At 65.3% G+C, this 15,826-nt stretch carries 17 protein-coding genes; 16 read left to right on the top strand and 1 reads right to left on the bottom strand.

Annotation, left to right across the window (positions count from 1 at the left end; all coding sequences use genetic code 11):
* The first annotated feature begins 9 nt into the window (after positions 1-9).
* The 5 genes from Herbaro_RS15560 to Herbaro_RS15540 all read left to right on the top strand — a co-directional run bounded on the left by Herbaro_RS15560 (position 10) and on the right by Herbaro_RS15540 (position 5,801).
* The gene (locus tag Herbaro_RS15560) at positions 10-960 is read left to right on the top strand and encodes a sugar kinase (RefSeq protein WP_275010523.1); all 951 of its coding nucleotides are present in this window, start codon (positions 10-12) and stop codon (positions 958-960) included.
* A 33-nt stretch (positions 961-993) separates the two neighbouring features.
* Complete coding sequence (locus tag Herbaro_RS15555) at positions 994-1,953, top strand: 2-hydroxyacid dehydrogenase (RefSeq protein WP_275010522.1); 960 nt, start codon at positions 994-996, stop codon at positions 1,951-1,953.
* A gap of 230 nt (positions 1,954-2,183) precedes the next feature.
* Positions 2,184-2,939: an electron transfer flavoprotein subunit beta/FixA family protein gene (locus tag Herbaro_RS15550; RefSeq protein WP_275010521.1), complete on the top strand. Its 756-nt coding sequence runs from the start codon at positions 2,184-2,186 to the stop codon at positions 2,937-2,939.
* A 2-nt stretch (positions 2,940-2,941) separates the two neighbouring features.
* On the top strand, positions 2,942-3,880 hold the full coding sequence (locus Herbaro_RS15545; protein WP_275010520.1) for an electron transfer flavoprotein subunit alpha/FixB family protein: 939 nt from the start codon (positions 2,942-2,944) through the stop codon (positions 3,878-3,880).
* A gap of 136 nt (positions 3,881-4,016) precedes the next feature.
* Positions 4,017-5,801, top strand: a complete 1,785-nt coding sequence (locus tag Herbaro_RS15540; protein WP_275010519.1) for an acyl-CoA dehydrogenase — start codon at positions 4,017-4,019, stop codon at positions 5,799-5,801.
* An 87-nt stretch (positions 5,802-5,888) separates the two neighbouring features.
* On the opposite strand, the gene Herbaro_RS15535 is transcribed toward Herbaro_RS15540, so the two are convergent.
* Positions 5,889-6,311, bottom strand: coding sequence for a TM2 domain-containing protein (locus Herbaro_RS15535; protein WP_275010518.1), 423 nt, complete (start codon positions 6,309-6,311; stop codon positions 5,889-5,891).
* Between the two features lie 314 nt (positions 6,312-6,625).
* Between Herbaro_RS15535 and rpsP the strand changes: the two genes are divergently transcribed.
* The 11 genes from rpsP to trpS all read left to right on the top strand — a co-directional run bounded on the left by rpsP (position 6,626) and on the right by trpS (position 15,785).
* A complete protein-coding gene (gene rpsP / locus Herbaro_RS15530) occupies positions 6,626-6,877 on the top strand; it encodes a 30S ribosomal protein S16 (RefSeq protein ID WP_275010517.1) in 252 nt (83 codons plus the stop codon).
* Positions 6,878-6,946: 69 nt separating this feature from the next.
* A complete protein-coding gene (gene rimM, locus Herbaro_RS15525; RefSeq protein WP_275010516.1) occupies positions 6,947-7,564 on the top strand; it encodes a ribosome maturation factor RimM in 618 nt (205 codons plus the stop codon).
* 77 nt (positions 7,565-7,641) lie between these two features.
* Positions 7,642-8,391, top strand: coding sequence for a tRNA (guanosine(37)-N1)-methyltransferase TrmD (gene trmD, locus Herbaro_RS15520; protein ID WP_275010515.1), 750 nt, complete (start codon positions 7,642-7,644; stop codon positions 8,389-8,391).
* Between the two features lie 177 nt (positions 8,392-8,568).
* Positions 8,569-8,946 carry a 50S ribosomal protein L19 gene (rplS, locus tag Herbaro_RS15515; RefSeq protein WP_141912584.1) on the top strand — a complete coding sequence of 126 codons (378 nt, stop codon included), beginning with the start codon at positions 8,569-8,571 and terminating at the stop codon, positions 8,944-8,946.
* A gap of 107 nt (positions 8,947-9,053) precedes the next feature.
* Positions 9,054-9,725 (top strand): CoA pyrophosphatase, encoded by a 672-nt coding sequence (locus Herbaro_RS15510; RefSeq protein ID WP_275010514.1) that lies wholly within the window; start codon positions 9,054-9,056, stop codon positions 9,723-9,725.
* A gap of 131 nt (positions 9,726-9,856) precedes the next feature.
* Positions 9,857-10,816 (top strand): CobD/CbiB family protein, encoded by a 960-nt coding sequence (locus Herbaro_RS15505; protein WP_275010513.1) that lies wholly within the window; start codon positions 9,857-9,859, stop codon positions 10,814-10,816.
* A 324-nt stretch (positions 10,817-11,140) separates the two neighbouring features.
* A complete protein-coding gene (locus Herbaro_RS15500; protein ID WP_275010512.1) occupies positions 11,141-11,488 on the top strand; it encodes a DUF3579 domain-containing protein in 348 nt (115 codons plus the stop codon).
* Between the two features lie 289 nt (positions 11,489-11,777).
* Positions 11,778-13,166: a class II fumarate hydratase gene (gene fumC / locus Herbaro_RS15495; protein ID WP_275010511.1), complete on the top strand. Its 1,389-nt coding sequence runs from the start codon at positions 11,778-11,780 to the stop codon at positions 13,164-13,166.
* A 324-nt stretch (positions 13,167-13,490) separates the two neighbouring features.
* Positions 13,491-13,817 (top strand): hypothetical protein, encoded by a 327-nt coding sequence (locus Herbaro_RS15490; protein WP_275010510.1) that lies wholly within the window; start codon positions 13,491-13,493, stop codon positions 13,815-13,817.
* A gap of 70 nt (positions 13,818-13,887) precedes the next feature.
* Entirely contained in the window at positions 13,888-14,448 is a 561-nt protein-coding gene (locus Herbaro_RS15485) for a glycine zipper family protein (RefSeq protein ID WP_275010509.1), read from the top strand.
* A gap of 302 nt (positions 14,449-14,750) precedes the next feature.
* Entirely contained in the window at positions 14,751-15,785 is a 1,035-nt protein-coding gene (trpS, locus tag Herbaro_RS15480; protein WP_275010508.1) for a tryptophan--tRNA ligase, read from the top strand.
* Positions 15,786-15,826 lie beyond the last annotated feature (41 nt).

Raw genomic sequence — 15,826 nt, 5'->3', positions numbered from 1 at the left:
AGGAAGACGATGAACGAGAGTGCGGTGCAGCTGGATGTGGCGACCTACGGCGAGGCGCTGGCCTTGCTGGTGGCCGATGAGGTCGGGGCCTTCGAGGACGTGGAAAAGTACACGCGCCGCCTGGCCGGCGCCGAGACCAATGTCGCCATCGGCCTGGCGCGCCTGGGGCTGAAGGTGGGTTGGGCCAGCCGGGTGGGCAACGACTCGTTCGGGCGCTTCATCAGCAAGCGCGTGGCGCAGGAAGGCGTGGACGTAAGCCGGGTGATCACCGACATGGAGTTCCGCACGGCGATCCAGTTGAAGGCGCGCGCGGTGGGCGGCGCCGATCCCGCCATCGAGTATTACCGCAAGGGCTCGGCGGCCAGCCACCTGTCGGTGGACGACTTCGACGAGAGCTACTTCGGCAACGCGCGCCACCTGCACGCCACCGGCATCGCGCCGGCGCTGTCGGCGACCACCATGGCCTTCGCGCATCACGCGCTGGACTTCATGCGCGCGCGCGGCAAGACCATCTCCTTCGATCCCAACCTGCGGCCGATGCTGTGGCCTTCGCAGGAGGAGATGGCGCGGCAGCTCAACGCGTTGGCCTTCAAGGCGGACTGGGTGCTGCCGGGGCTGTCTGAAGGAAAAATCCTGACGGGTTACACTCAGGCTCGCGACATCGCCGCCTTCTACCTGGAGCGCGGCGTGTCGATGGTGGTCATCAAGCTGGGCGCCGAAGGCGCCTACTGGCGCAATGCCGATGGCGAAGGCACGGTGGCCGGCGTGAAGGTGGCGGAGGTAGTCGACACCGTGGGCGCCGGCGACGGCTTCGCCGTGGGCGTCATCAGCGGCATGCTGGAAGGCTTGCCGGTGGAGCAGGCGGTAATGCGCGGCAACCGCATCGGCGCCTTCGCCATCCAGGTCGTCGGCGACATGGAAGGCTTGCCGACCCGCGCCCAACTGGAGGCGGCCGGCTAGACCACCCCCTCAACACTTTTCTCAGGAAGACCGATGAAGCAGCGCGTAGTGGTGTACAAGACATTGCCGGAACATCTGAACCGGCAACTGCAGGCCGAATTCGACGTTACCTTCTTCGACCGCGTCAACGACGGCAACCGCGCCGCCTTCCTGGAGTCGCTCAAGACCGCGCACGGCATCCTCGGCGCCAGCCTGGCCATCACCAACGAGATGCTGGACGGCGCGCCCGAGCTGAAGATCGCGTCCACCGTCTCGGTCGGCGTCGACAACTTCGACCTGCACTACTTCAGGCGGCGCGGCCTGATGCTGGCGCACACGCCGGGCGTGCTCAACGAGGCTACCGCCGACACCATCTTCTCGCTGATCCTGGCCAGCGCGCGACGCGTGGTGGAGCTGGCCGAATACGTCAAGGCCGGCAACTGGAAGGGCAGCATCGGCGAGGCGCAGTTCGGCGTGAACGTGCACGGCAAGACGCTCGGCCTGATCGGCATGGGGCGCATCGGCAGCGCTGTGGCGCGCCGCGCGCATCACGGCTTCGGCATGAAGATCCTCTATAACAACACGCGGCCCAACCCCGAGGCCGAGCGTGAGCTGGCCGCCACGTTCGTTGGCAAGGACGAGCTGCTGGCGCAATCCGACTTCGTTTGCCTGATGCTGCCGCTCACGCCCGAGACCGAGCGCATGTTCGGCGCCCGCGAGTTCGGCCTGATGAAGCGCAGCGCGATCTTCATCAACGCCTCGCGCGGGCGCATCGTCGACGAGGCCGCGCTGATCGCGGCGCTGCAGGACAAGACCATCTACGCCGCCGGCCTGGACGTGTTCGAGGTCGAGCCGCTGCCGGCGGACTCGCCCTTGCTCAAGCTCTCCAACGTCGTGGCGCTGCCCCACATCGGTTCGGCCACGCATGAAACCCGCCTGGCCATGGCCGAGCTGGCCGTGGCCAACCTGATCGCCGGCCTGCGCGGTGAGAAGGTCGCGCACCTGGCCGCCTGATCCCGCCGAGGCCGGCGTTCTTGCTCCCGCGAAAGCCCGGGACGCCGCCGTTTCGGCGCCAAGTTTTTTCGCGCGAGGCGGCATTTTCTCTTCCGCTCGAAGAAATTAGTGTGTATGCTTCGAACATTAAAAAGAACGATCGTGCTAAATTTCGATAGCCGCTTCGTTTTGCTTTTATAATTCCGCAGAAGTTTACGTTTACGTCAATTCCTTTTTGCAAGGGCCATGCGATGAAAGTATTAGTACCAGTCAAGCGCGTCGTGGATTACAACGTCAAGGTGCGCGTCAAGAGCGACGGCAGCGGCGTGGATATCGCCAACGTCAAGATGTCGATGAACCCGTTTGACGAAATCGCGGTGGAAGAAGCCGTGCGCCTCAAAGAAGGCGGCAAGGTGACCGAAGTGATCGCCGTCTCCGCCGGTGTGGCGCAGTGCCAGGAAACCCTGCGCACCGCCATGGCCATCGGCGCCGACCGCGGCATCCTGGCCGAAGTCGGTGCGGATGTGGAGCTGCAGCCGCTGGCCGTGGCCAAGATCCTCAAGGCGCTGGCCGAGAAGGAGCAGCCGCAGCTGATCATCCTGGGCAAGCAGGCCATCGACGACGACTGCAACCAGACCGGCCAGATGCTGGCCGCGCTCCTGGGCTGGCCGCAAGCCACCTTCGCCTCCAAGGTGGTGCTGGAAGACGGCAAGGTGACGGTCACCCGCGAAGTGGACGGCGGCCTGGAAACCCTGGCCTTGACCCTGCCGGCCATCATCACCACCGACCTGCGCCTCAACGAGCCGCGCTACGTGACGCTGCCCAACATCATGAAGGCCAAGAAGAAGCAGCTCGACAACGTCAAGCCGGAAGAGCTGGGCGTGGACGTGGCGCCGCGCGTGAAGACCCTCAAGGTCGTCGAGCCGCCCAAGCGCAGCGCCGGCGTGAAGGTGCCGGACGTAGCGACCTTGGTGGCCAAACTGAAAAATGAAGCAAAGGTGATCTGATCATGACCGCACTCGTTATTGCCGAACACGACAACGCCAGCCTGAAGGGCAGCACCCTCAACACCATCACCGCCGCCACCCAGGTCGGCGGCGACGTCCACGTGCTGGTGGCCGGCGCCAATGCCAAGGCCGTGGCCGACGCCGCCGCGCAGGTCGCGTGCGTGTCCAAGGTCCTGCTGGCCGACGGCGCGCAGTTCGCCGACGGCCTGGCCGAGAACGTGGCCGAGCAGGTCCTGGCCATTGCCAAGGACTACAGCCACATCCTGGCGCCCGCCACCGCCTACGGCAAGAACATCCTGCCGCGCGTGGCCGCCAAGCTGGACGTGGGCCAGATCTCCGACATCACCAAGGTCGAGTCGCCCGATACCTTCGAGCGCCCGATCTACGCCGGCAACGCGATCGCCACCGTGCAGTCGGTCGATCCGGTCAAGGTCATCACCGTGCGCACCACCGGTTTCGACCAGGCCGCGCAGGGCGCCCAGGGTACTTCTGCCGCCGTGGAAAACATTTCGGCCGTGGCCGATTCGGGCAAGTCCAGCTTCGTCGGCCGCGAGGTCGCCAAGTCGGATCGTCCGGAGCTGACCGCCGCCAAGATCATCGTCTCCGGTGGCCGCGGCATGGGCTCCTCGGAAAGCTTCAAGATCCTGGAGCCGCTGGCCGACAAGCTCAACGCCGCCATGGGCGCCTCGCGCGCCGCGGTGGACGCCGGCTACGTGCCCAACGACTGGCAGGTCGGCCAGACCGGCAAGATCGTGGCGCCGCAGCTCTACATCGCCGTCGGCATCTCCGGCGCGATCCAGCATTTGGCCGGTATGAAGGATTCGAAGGTGATCGTGGCGATCAACAAGGATGAGGAGGCGCCGATCTTCTCGGTGGCCGACTACGGCATCGTCGGCGACCTGTTCGAGGTCGTGCCTGAGCTGGTCAAGCAGCTGGGCTGATTCCGGCAGCATCCGCAGCAGTTCCCGCCCCGGCTTTTGCCGGGGTGTTTTCATCCGGCCGCGTTTTGTCGCCGGAAGTGTTTTCGAAAGCAAGGAGCGACGCCAGATCGCTTCAGTTTTACTCAGGAGGTTGGAGATGAGTTACACCGCGCCATTGAAGGATATGTTGTTCGTCATGAACGAGCTGGCCGGCCTGGCCGCAGTCAACGCCATGCCGGGCTGCGAGGACGCCACGCCGGAGACGGCCGAGGCCATCCTGGAGGAGAACGCCAAGTTCTGCAGCGAGGTGGTGGCGCCGTTGAATCATTCCGGCGACCAGCAGCCCAGCTCCTGGTCCGACGGCCGCGTCACCACCAGCGCCGGCTTCAAGGAAGCCTTCCGGCAGTTCGGTGAAGCCGGCTGGCAGGGCGTGCAGCATCCGGTGGAGTTCGGCGGCCAGGGCTTGCCCAAGCTGCTGGCCACGCCCTGCATCGAGATGCTGAACTCGGCCAACCTGTCCTTTGCGCTGTGCCCGCTGTTGACCGACGGCACCATCGAAGCGCTGATGACTGCCGGCACCAAGGAGCAGCAGCAGACCTACATCGCCAACTTCATCTCCGGCAAGTGGACCGGCACGATGAACCTGACCGAGCCGCAGGCCGGTTCCGACCTGGCCCTGGTGCGCACGCGCGCCGTGCCGCAGGGCGACGGCACCTACAAGCTCTCCGGCACCAAGATCTTCATCACCTACGGCGAGCACGACATGGCGGAGAACATCGTGCACCTGGTGCTGGCGCGCACGCCGAACGCGCCCGAGGGCGTGAAGGGCATCTCGCTGTTCGTGGTGCCCAAGTTCCTGATCAACGCCGACGGCTCGCTGGGAGAGCGCAACGACGTGCATTGCGTGTCGATCGAGCACAAGCTGGGCATCAAGGCCAGCCCGACCGCGGTGCTGCAGTTCGGCGACCACGGCGGCGCCATCGGCACGCTGGTGGGCGAGGAGAATCGCGGACTGGAATACATGTTCATCATGATGAACGCCGCGCGCTTCGCCGTCGGCGTGCAGGGCCTGTCGGTCTCCGAGCGCGCCTACCAGAAGGCCGTGGCCTACGCCAAGGATCGCGTGCAGTCGCGCGACCTGGCCGGCTCGGCCGGCGCGGTCACCATCATCCACCAGCCCGACGTACGCCGCATGCTGATGTCCATGCGCGCCCAGGTTGAAGGCGCGCGCGCGCTGGCGTATGTGGCCGCGGCGACTTCCGACGCCGCCCACTTCCACGCCGACGAGGCGACCCGCAAGGCCAACCAGGCCTTCTATGAATACCTGGTGCCCATCGTCAAGGGCTGGTCCACCGAGCTGGCCATCGATGTCACCTCCACCGGCGTGCAGGTGCACGGCGGCATGGGCTTCATCGAGGAGACCGGGGCCGCGCAGTACTATCGCGACGCCCGCATCCTCTCGATCTACGAAGGCACCACGGCGATCCAGGCCAACGACCTGGTCGGCCGCAAGACCGTGCGCGACGGCGGCGCGGTGGCCAAGGGCATCATCGCCCAGGTGCGCAAGACCGCGGCCGGGCTGGAAGGCGACGCCCAGCTCAAGCTCATCGGCCTGCGCCTGAACGAGGCGGCCGGCGCGCTGGAGGAGGTGGTCGATTACGTGGTGGCCAACTTCAAGGGCGAGATCAAGTCGGTGTTCGCCGGCAGCGTGACCTATCTCAAGATGGCCGGCGTGGTGCTCGGCGGCTGGCAGATGGCGCGCGCAGCAGCGGTGTCGGCGGCGAAGCTGAAGGCCGGCGAGGGCGACGCCAAGTTCTATGAGGCCAAGCTGGTCACGGCGCGCTTCTTTGCCGACCAGATCCTGCCGCAAGCGCTGGCTTATCGCACCGCCATCGTGGAAGGCGCCGGCTCGGTGCTGGCCCTGTCCGAAGACCAGTTCTGACGCGTTCCGCCTTGCGCGCGGCAGGCGCAGGCAATAAAAAGCCCGGAGGCCGTTCAGGTCCGCCGGGCTTTTTTCATCGCGCCGCGCTCAGCCGAAGGCGCCGCCGGTGAACAGCAGGTCGAAGCTGCGCGCCAGCAGGGCGATCAGGCCCATCGCGCCCAGGCCTGTGGTCAGGACGATGATCACCGCCAGGATCCAGTGCGATTCCGATTGCCTGCCGCTGGTGGCGTTATGTTTCAGGTCCCACTTGTCGTCGGGCGTGAGGCCGATCACCAGCGCCTCCAGGCAGCCGCACAGCACGGAGAGGACGAAGGGCAGGCCGGTGAACAGCTGCGGCGCCCCCGGGTTGGCCGCCATCAGCGCCAGCGACAGCGGAATGGACAGCACATGCAGCCAGCCGAAGCGGTCGCGCGCGCCATGCAGGTAGAAACGGTGCAGGCCGACGCCGCCGGCGAGGGCCGCGATCAGGGTGGCCAGGGTCTTGTTCTTGTGCTTGCCGGATTGTTGCATCTGGTAATGTCTCGTTCCCGCCGTCCGGCGTGGCCGGCGGCGCTGTTGTCGTAGGGGTAGCGGGCGAGTATAGCCCATCGGCAGCGCCGCTTTCCCTTGCAGCAAGAGAAGCCAGTATTGTCGTTTCGACAGCGGCGGTCATCGCCATGGCCGCCGTATCCCTTGCCCTGATGTAATTTGGCATCAGAATCGGTGGCGTTTGCGGGCTTTCTGCGTTGGATAAGTACACAAAAGCGGCAAGCAGGTTGCCCAGTCGGGTGGAAGTCCGTTATAATCTGCGGCTTTTCCGTGTCCGTATTCTTACTGGAACCATTATGGTCGTTATTCGTTTAGCTCGTGGCGGCGCCAAGAAGCGCCCCTTCTACAACATCGTTGCAACCGATTCGCGCAACCGTCGTGACGGTCGCTTCATCGAGCGCATCGGCTTCTACAACCCGGTCGCATCGGGCAAGGAAGAAATCGTTCGCGTCGCCGCAGACCGTCTGGCCTACTGGCAAGGCGTTGGCGCGCAACTGTCGCCGACCGTGGCTCGCCTGGTCGCCAGCGCCGGCAAGGCCGCTGCCTAAGCAAGTTCATCGGGCCTGTCGTCCGGCGTCCCTCGGGGCGCATGGGTACAGGCCAGGTAAGGCGCATCAGTGACCAGTTCAGCCCAGGCGGGTTTCTCCGCACCCGACGATCTCGTGACCGTCGGCCATGTGACAGGAGCCTATGGCATTCAGGGCTGGATTCGCGTGCGTCCGTATTCGGCCGAGGCGGAAGCCTTGCTGAATGCAAAGACCTGGTGGCTGGAGAAATCCGGCGCGCCGAAGCAAGACGTTGAAGTCATGCAGTCCAAGGAGCACAGCGGCGATGTCGTTGCGCGCCTGACCGGGGTAGCCGACCGCAATGCGGCCGAAGCGATGAAGGGCACGGTGGTTTCCATCTCCCGCAAGCACTTCCCGGCGCTGGATGACGACGAATTCTATTGGGTTGACCTGATCGGCTCAACGGTGGAAAACCTGCAGGGCAAGCAGCTGGGCGTGGTGTCCGACATGATGGACAACGGCGCCCACCCGATCCTGAGGGTGGTTGCGCCGGTGCAGGACGCAGAACCCGGTGCGGCGCAGCCTGAAGAAGCCGCGCCAGCCAGGAAGGGCGCGAAGGAGAAATCCGCCGCCGCGTCCGAGATGCTGATTCCGTTCGTCGACCAGTTCGTCAAGACGGTGCAGCAGACAGAAAAGAAGATCATCGTCGACTGGGACGTGGACTACTGACTGCGGTCAGTTTTTTCATTTCCGGCGCCGGCGATGCCAGCAACAGTGCAACAGGATTCATTGGGGATGGAGGCGTGATGCAGTTCGATGTCGTCACTCTGTTCCCCGAGATGTTCGCCGCGCTGACGCAATCCGGCATTACCCGCCGGGCGCTGGAGCAGAAACGCTGGGGCCTGTCGCTGTGGAATCCGCGCGATTTCACCACCGACAACCACCGCACCGTGGATGACCGCCCCTACGGCGGCGGCCCCGGGATGGTGATGCTGGCCAAGCCCCTGGAGGCGACCATCGGCGCCGCGCAGCGGCGCCAGCAAGAACTGGGACTGGCCCGGCCGCGGGTGATCTACCTGTCGCCGCAAGGCGCGCCGCTGACGCATGAGCGGGTAGTGGGCCTGTCGCAGGAGCCGGGCGTGGTGCTGCTGTGCGGCCGCTATGAAGCGATCGACCAGCGCCTGCTCGACAAGTGCGTGGACGAGGAAATCAGCATCGGCGATTTCGTCCTCTCCGGCGGCGAGTTGCCGGCGATGGCGCTGATGGACGCGGTGATCCGCCTGTTGCCGGGCGCACTCAACGACGGCGCCTCGGCGGTGGAAGACAGTTTCGTCAACGGCCTGCTGGATTGCCCGCATTACACGCGGCCCGAGGTCTACGAAGGCGAACCGGTGCCCCCCATCCTGCTGGGCGGCCATCATGCAGAGATCATGAAGTGGCGCCGCCAGAAGGCGCTGGAAGCAACCCGGGCCAAGCGGCCGGACCTGATCGCCAAAGCGCGCGCAGCCGGATTGCTGAGCAAGGCGGATGAAAAGTTTTTGAGCGGCTTGCCCTGACATGCGGGCCGCGGATGCCCAGGCATCCCGTAAGGAAGTAGCACCAGCAGTACCGCCGGCATGCGCCGGCAGCAACTTGCAGCGGCTTTGCCGCTGTCATTGAAACCCCATCCTCTACCGGGCAACAAGGAAGGTCGCAAGACCCCGGCGCCGGCAAGATGGTTACAGGAGCAAAAAATGGATCTGATCCAGCAACTCGAGCAAGAAGAGATCGCGCGTCTCGCCAAGAACATTCCCGATTTCGCCCCCGGCGACACCGTGATCGTCAGCGTCAACGTGGTTGAAGGCACCCGCAAGCGTGCCCAGGCCTACGAAGGCGTCGTGATCGCACGTCGCAACCGTGGTCTGAACTCCAACTTCATCGTTCGCAAGATTTCGTCCGGTGAAGGCGTCGAGCGTACTTTCCAGCTGTACTCGCCGCTGATCGCTTCGATCGAAGTGAAGCGTCGTGGTGATGTCCGTCGCGCCAAGCTGTACTACCTGCGTGAGCGTTCGGGCAAGTCGGCTCGCATCAAGGAAAAGCTGCCCAGCCGCGCTGCAAAGGCTGCTGAGTAATTCCCGGCATGCATATGCTCTAGGAAAAGGGGTGTCTCGCGACGCCCCTTTTTCTTTTCCGTCACAATCCGACGGTATCCCGTTTTCCAACCTGATCCGATCACGCCGTGGCCAGTTTCGATCCAGTCACCTTGCCAGTTGATGCCGTCGCCGGCGAGCGCGCGCTGGATGCCGCGCGCCTCAATGCCGACTGGCTGCGCCGCCGCTTCTCGGACCCGCCGCGCTGGGAGCCGGAGCACAGCGGCGACCAGCTCGCGCGCATGGTCGAGGCCAACGGCCGCTTCCGGCTGGCCTCGGTGCTCATTCCCATCGTGCTGCGTCCCGAGGGGCTCACGGTGCTGTTCACCCAGCGCACCGCCGACCTCAAGGACCATGCCGGCCAGATCAGCTTCCCCGGCGGGCGTCGCGAAGACTACGACGGTTCGGCCATCGAGACCGCGCTGCGCGAGACCGAGGAGGAGATCGGCCTGGGGCGCGGCCATGTCGAGGTGATCGGTTCGCTGCCGGACTATTTCACCGGCACCGGCTATCGCGTCACCCCGGTGGCCGGACTGATCGCGCCGCCGTTCGACACCGTGCCCGAGTCGCGCGAGGTGGCGGAGATCTTCGAGGTGCCGCTGGCCTTCCTGATGGACGGCCTGAACCACCAGCGCCGCTCCGTGGAGCTGCCGCAGCCGGTGGGCCGCCGCAGTTTCTACACCATGCCCTACCAGCGCTATTTCATCTGGGGCGCCACCGCCGGCATGCTGCGCAACCTCTTCCACTTCCTGCGCACCTGAACACACGGCGCGCATCCACGCGCGCAAAATGGCGCGGCGTTTCACTATTGATTCGCCTCAATGAATCAATTGTTTGATTCCCACCATGCACTGCGTTATCGTACGGCCTATAGGGACAATAAGGCCGCTTGATGACATTCCTCTCCATTCTCTTTGCGCTGTTAATCGAACAACTCAAACCACTGCGTGCAGACAATCCGGTGTATGCATCGATCAAGTCTTTCGCCGGCAGCATCGAAGGCTGGTTCAACGCCGGCCACGTCCATCACGGGCGGCTGGGCTGGGCCGTGATGGTCGGCGCGCTGACCGTGCCGGTGGCGCTGGTCTATTGGCTGTGCGTGCACATCAGCCCGATTGCCGCATTCGCCTGGAACGTGCTCATCGTCTACCTCACGCTGGGCTTTCGCCACTACAGCCACTACTTCACCTCGATCCAGCTGGCCTTGAACAGCGGCGACGAGATGACCGCGCGCGCATTGCTGGCCGAGTGGACCAAGCAGGACACGACCACCCTGGACGTCAGCGAGATTTCCCGCATCGCCTCCGAGCGCGCGCTGATCACCACCCATCGCCACGTGTTCGGCGTGTTCTTCTGGTTCCTGATGCCGGTCGGTCCGGCGCTGGCCGTGATGTACCGCGTGGCGGAGTACCTGTCGCGCGCCTGGAACGAACCCGACCACATGAAGCATGAGGCCTTTGGCCGCTTTGCCGCGCGCGCGTTCTACTGGATCGACTGGATCCCGGCGCGCCTGACCGCCGCCGCCTTCGCCGTGGTCGGCAATTTCGAGGATGCCATCTACGCCTGGCGCAACTTCGCCAGCCGCTGGGACGACGAGGCGGCCGGCATCATCCTGGCAGCCGGCGGCGGCGCCATGGGCGTGCGCTTCGGCACGCCGCAGGAAGCCGCGGCGGGCATCATCCTGCCGGTCGATGCCGCCACCGTCGACACGCTGCCCGAAGAGACCGACGGCCTGCCGGGCGACACGCCGTCGCCGCGCACCCTGCAAAGCGCCGTGGGCCTGGTGTGGCGCGCGCTCCTGCTGTGGATGTTCCTGCTGCTGCTGTTGTCGGTGGCGGTGTGGATGGGCTGAGCCCGGTCGTAATCCAGATAAGCGGGCTTAGGCCCGCTTAGTTTTTTGCAACGCAAAATCGCCGTCCCGGTATACTTGCGGTTTGTGCTTGAAGGCGGCGCCCGCATTGTTTCGCCGCGTCAAGATGCATGAATGACAAGCCCGTCGAGGGCGCGCTCGCACGGGGGCGAGGGGAGCAGGGTAGAAGCCAAGTCTTCTATAAGATATAATACTTAAAGCCGCAGGCACCCACGCAGATCACCGCGAAGGCACCTCGGACATCAGGGCTCCAGTCCCATCAGGACAAGGGCATTCGGTTGCAAGCGCTTTAGAAGAACTGCATGTATGGCTGATCCCATCAAACCCTCCAACGCGCCGGCGAAAGAATTCATCATCCTGGGCAAGACCAAGGATGGCAGGCAGTTCCGCCCCAGCGACTGGGCCGAGCGGCTGTGCGGCGTGATGTCGTGCTTCCGTCCCGAGGGCAGCGGCGGCCGCAATGCCCACCTGCAATATTCCCCCTACGTGCTGCCGACCCACATCGACGGCGTGCGATCCGTGGTGGTCAACGAGGCGCTGCGCGACCTCGATCCCCTGGCCTACCATTTCGTCGTCAATTTCGCCAAGGACAACGACCTGCAGGTGCTCGACGCCTGTGTCCTGCCGGATCCGCCGAAAGACAAGCAGGCCTGACAGCCCCTCCCGGCCGGCGCCATGCCGTCCGGTCCCGCGTATCGACAACACGCCAGCATCCCCGCCGCCGCGCATGCAGGCGGCCTCGCCAGCAGTTAAACTAAACAGGTTTTCACACGCCGCGCCGACCACTTCGCGCGGCCCGGTTTTCAGCATCTCCTATTGCTCAGCCTGCAATGCTTTGCCAGAGCCGTAAGGGGTTATCGGGCCTTCCGGCCCAGAACGAGCCGCTGACGAGGCGCCGCCGGCGTCATCTCGTGAGCGATCAACGATATGGAGAACAAGCATCATGAAACACCGTATGGAGCGCGACACCTTTGGCCTGATCGAGGTCCCCGACGACAGGCTCTGGGGCGCGCAGACCGAACGCTCGCTGCACCACTTCCATATTTCCACCGAGCGCATGCCGGCCGAGCTGATCGTCGCCCTGGCCGCGGTCAAGCGCGCCTGCGCCACCGTCAACCGCGACCTCGGCAAGCTTGACGGCAAGAAGGCCGACGCCATCATCGCCGCCGCCGACGAGGTGATCGCCGGCCGCCATCCGCTCGAGTTCCCGCTGTCGGTATGGCAGACCGGCTCGGGCACCCAGAGCAACATGAACATGAACGAGGTGCTGGCCAACCGCGCCTCGGAACTGCTGGGCGGCGTGCGCGGCGAAGAGCGCCTGATCCACCCCAATGACGACGTCAACCGCAGCCAGTCCTCCAACGACATCTTCCCGACCGCGATGCACGTGGCCGCCTGCATGGCGGTGGCGGCCCACCTGATTCCCTCGCTGCACAAGCTGCGCGCCACGCTCGAAGAGAAATCGGCCAGGTTCGCCGACGTGGTCAAGATCGGCCGCACCCACCTGCAGGACGCCACCCCGCTGACGCTGGGCCAGGAGTTCTCCGGCTACGTCGCCCAGCTGGCGCATGCCGAAGGCGCCATCATCGCCACGCTCAACGGCATCTCCGAACTGGCCGCCGGCGGCACCGCTGTGGGCACAGGCCTTAACGCGCATCCTGAGTTCGGCGAGCGCGTCGCCGCCGAGCTGGCCAAGCATTTCGGCTTCCCCTTCAAGACCGCGCCCAACAAGTTCGCGGCGCTGGCCGGCCACGATGCGCTGGTGGCCTCGCACGGCGGCCTGAAGACGCTGGCCGCGTCGCTGATGAAGATCGCCAACGACGTGCGCTGGCTGGCTTCCGGCCCGCGTTCCGGCCTGGGCGAGATCACCATCCCCGAGAACGAGCCTGGCAGCTCCATCATGCCGGGCAAGGTCAACCCGACCCAATGCGAGGCGCTCACCATGCTGTGCGCCCAGGTCTTCGGCAACGACGTGGCGCTCAACATCGGCGGCGCGTCCGGCAACTTCGAGCTCAACGTGTTCAAGCCGGTGATCATCCATAACTTCCTGCAAAGCGTGCGCCTGCTGGCCGACGGCATGGCCAGCTTCGAGGAGCACTGCGCGCGCGGCATCGAAGCCAACCGCGACCGCATCGCCGACCTGATGGAGAAGTCGCTGATGCTGGTGACCGCGCTGGCGCCGCATATCGGCTACGACAAGGCCGCCAAGATCGCCAAGCAGGCTCACCACGACGGCACCACCCTCAAGGAGGCGGCGCTGGCGCTGGGCTATGTCACCGAGCAGCAGTTCTCCGAGTGGATCAAGCCGGAAGAGATGACTCGTCCGGGTTGATTTCCGGGCCGGCGCGTTGACGTGAAGACGGGGCAGGGATGCGTGGCATCCGTGCCCCGTTTTGCTTGGCCGCCGCAAGGCGCGAGACCCTGATTGCAAAGGCGATGCAGCCTTATGTATAACAATATTGATTTGGGTTACGAATTGAAACAACTCCGGATTTCGGCCGGGTCGCGGCGTATATTGTTTTCATGCGCTCTTTGCGTCCGCCGGCAGTACGGGGAGGCGGGCAGGGTAGCGCGGCAAGAATGAACGGCGCCCCCAGGCGCATCAGGAGAACCGGTCGCGGGGCGACCGAACTAGGGTGATTCCCAGAGGCAAAACATGAAGAAACTAGCGGCAATCGGAATTTGCGGCGCACTCGCCGTGGCCGGCCTGATGGCCAGCGCGTCGACCTACGCGCACACGCGCTTCTACGGCGGAGTGATGATCGGCGGCCCGGTCTGGGTGCCGCCGCCGGTCTACTACCCGCCGCCGGTGTACGTCGAGCGGGTGCCGCCGCCGGTCTATATCGAGCAGCCGCGCCAGGACTTCTGGTACTACTGCCAGGAATCCAAGGCCTACTATCCCTACGTCCAGAGCTGCCCCAGCGCCTGGATGAAGGTGGTGCCCAATACGCCGGCTCCTGCGGGCTACGGTCCGCCGCAGTAAGCGCCGGCAGCCGACCATCGACGCACAACGATAAAACGCCATGCCGCGCAAGCGGCGCAAAGGACACAACGTGAAACCCATCTACAAGACAGCCGGCGCGCTCACCGCCATCGGCGCCCTGCTGGCGCTGGGCGGCTGCGTGAGCGTGCCGACCGGGCCCTCGGTCATGGCCATGCCGGGCAAGGACAAGAGCTACGAGCAGTTCCGCGCCGACCAGCAGCTGTGCCAGCAGTATGCGCAGGACGCCATCGGCGGCCAGGCCCAGCAGACCCAGAACAACGCCGCCAACAGCGCCGCCGTGGGCACCGCCGTCGGTGCGGTGGCGGGCGCCCTGATCGGCGCCGCCTCGGGCAATGCCGGCGCCGGCGCGGCCATCGGCGCCGGCGGCGGCTTGCTGGTGGGCAGCGCGGCGGGCAGCAATGCGGCCGCCGGCGGCAACTACTCCATGCAGCAGCGCTACGACATGACCTACACCCAATGCATGTACAGCAAGGGCAACCAGGTCGAGACCCAGCGCCAGGCCACGGCCTACACCTACCACCCGCGCCGCTACTACTACGCGCCGCCTCCGCCGCCGGGCTACTACGGTCCGCCGCCGGGATATTACGGCCCGCCCCCGGGCGCCTATTGAGCCGTCGCGCCCAGCCGCAACCGCATCCACGGACGCGGTTTTTTATTGCCCGCGCCGCCGCTTTTTCGGCGCCGGCGCGCGATGCGCCGCAACATCGTGCCGCCGGGATGCTATACTCGCCGCCATGCTTTTCCGACTTCAACTTGCGATAATCCAGCATTGGTGGCGCGCCTGACCCGGGCGGCCCGCGAAGTGATTCGCTTTCACACAGTTTCACCATGTGATGCCGCCGGTTCCGGCGGCATTGTTTTTACGCTTCGGGACCGGCGGCATTCCAGACAGATAAACGATCAGGAATGACCATGTCTTCGAACGCACCAGCCAGCACTTCCGCAGCACGTCCCACCGTCCTCACCGGCGACCGTCCCACCGGGCCGCTGCACCTCGGCCATTACATCGGCTCGCTCAAGTCGCGCGTGGCGCTGCAGGAAACCGCCAACCAGTTCCTGCTGCTGGCCGACACCCAGGCCATGACCGACAATGTCGGCCGCCACCAGAAGGTCACCGACAACGTGCTGGAAGTGGCGCTGGACTACCTCGCCGTGGGCATCGATCCGGAGAAGTCGACCATCTTCATCCAGTCCCAGGTGCGCGAGCTCTACGAGCTGTCGATGGTGCTGCTGAACCTGGTGACGGTGTCGCGCCTGGAGCGCAATCCCACCATCAAGGAAGAGATCCGCCTGCGCGGCTTCGAGCGCGACATCCCGGCCGGTTTCCTGACCTATCCGGTCAGCCAGGCCGCCGACATCACCGCCTTCAAGGGCCAGCTGGTGCCGGTGGGCAGCGACCAGCTGCCGATGATCGAGCAGACCAACGAGCTGGTGCGCAAATTCAACGCCACCGTCGGGCGCGAGGTGCTGGTCGAATGCAAGGAAGTGCTGTCCGAGACCGGTCGCCTGCCGGGCATCGACGGCAAGGCGAAGATGAGCAAGTCGCTGGGCAATTCCATCGCCCTGGGCGCCTCGGCCAAGGAAATCAAGCAAGCCGTGCATCAGATGTACACCGACCCCAACCACCTGCGCGTGGACGACCCGGGCCAGGTGGAAGGCAACGTGGTGTTCACCTTCCTCGACGCCTTCGACCCCGACCGCGACGCCGTGGCCGAGCTCAAGGCGCACTACACCCGCGGCGGCCTGGGCGACAGCGTGGTCAAGCGCCGCCTGGAAGGCATCCTGCAGGAAATGCTGGGGCCGATCCGCACCCGCCGCGAAGAGTTCGCCCGCGACCGCGGCGAAGTCATGGCCATCCTGAAGCGCGGCACCGATCGCGCCAGCGCGGTGGCGGCGCAGACCATGTCGGAGGTGAATGCGGCGCTGGGGTTGAATTACTTCGGCTGAGCCGGTCAGTCCCGAATAAGAAAAGCCGCGCTTCCCGGGAG

Source organism: Herbaspirillum sp. WKF16 (assembly GCF_028993615.1).
Lineage (GTDB): Bacteria > Pseudomonadota > Gammaproteobacteria > Burkholderiales > Burkholderiaceae_D > Herbaspirillum.
Note: the sequence above shows the minus strand (reverse complement) of the source record. Positions and strands in the feature narration are given on the sequence as shown.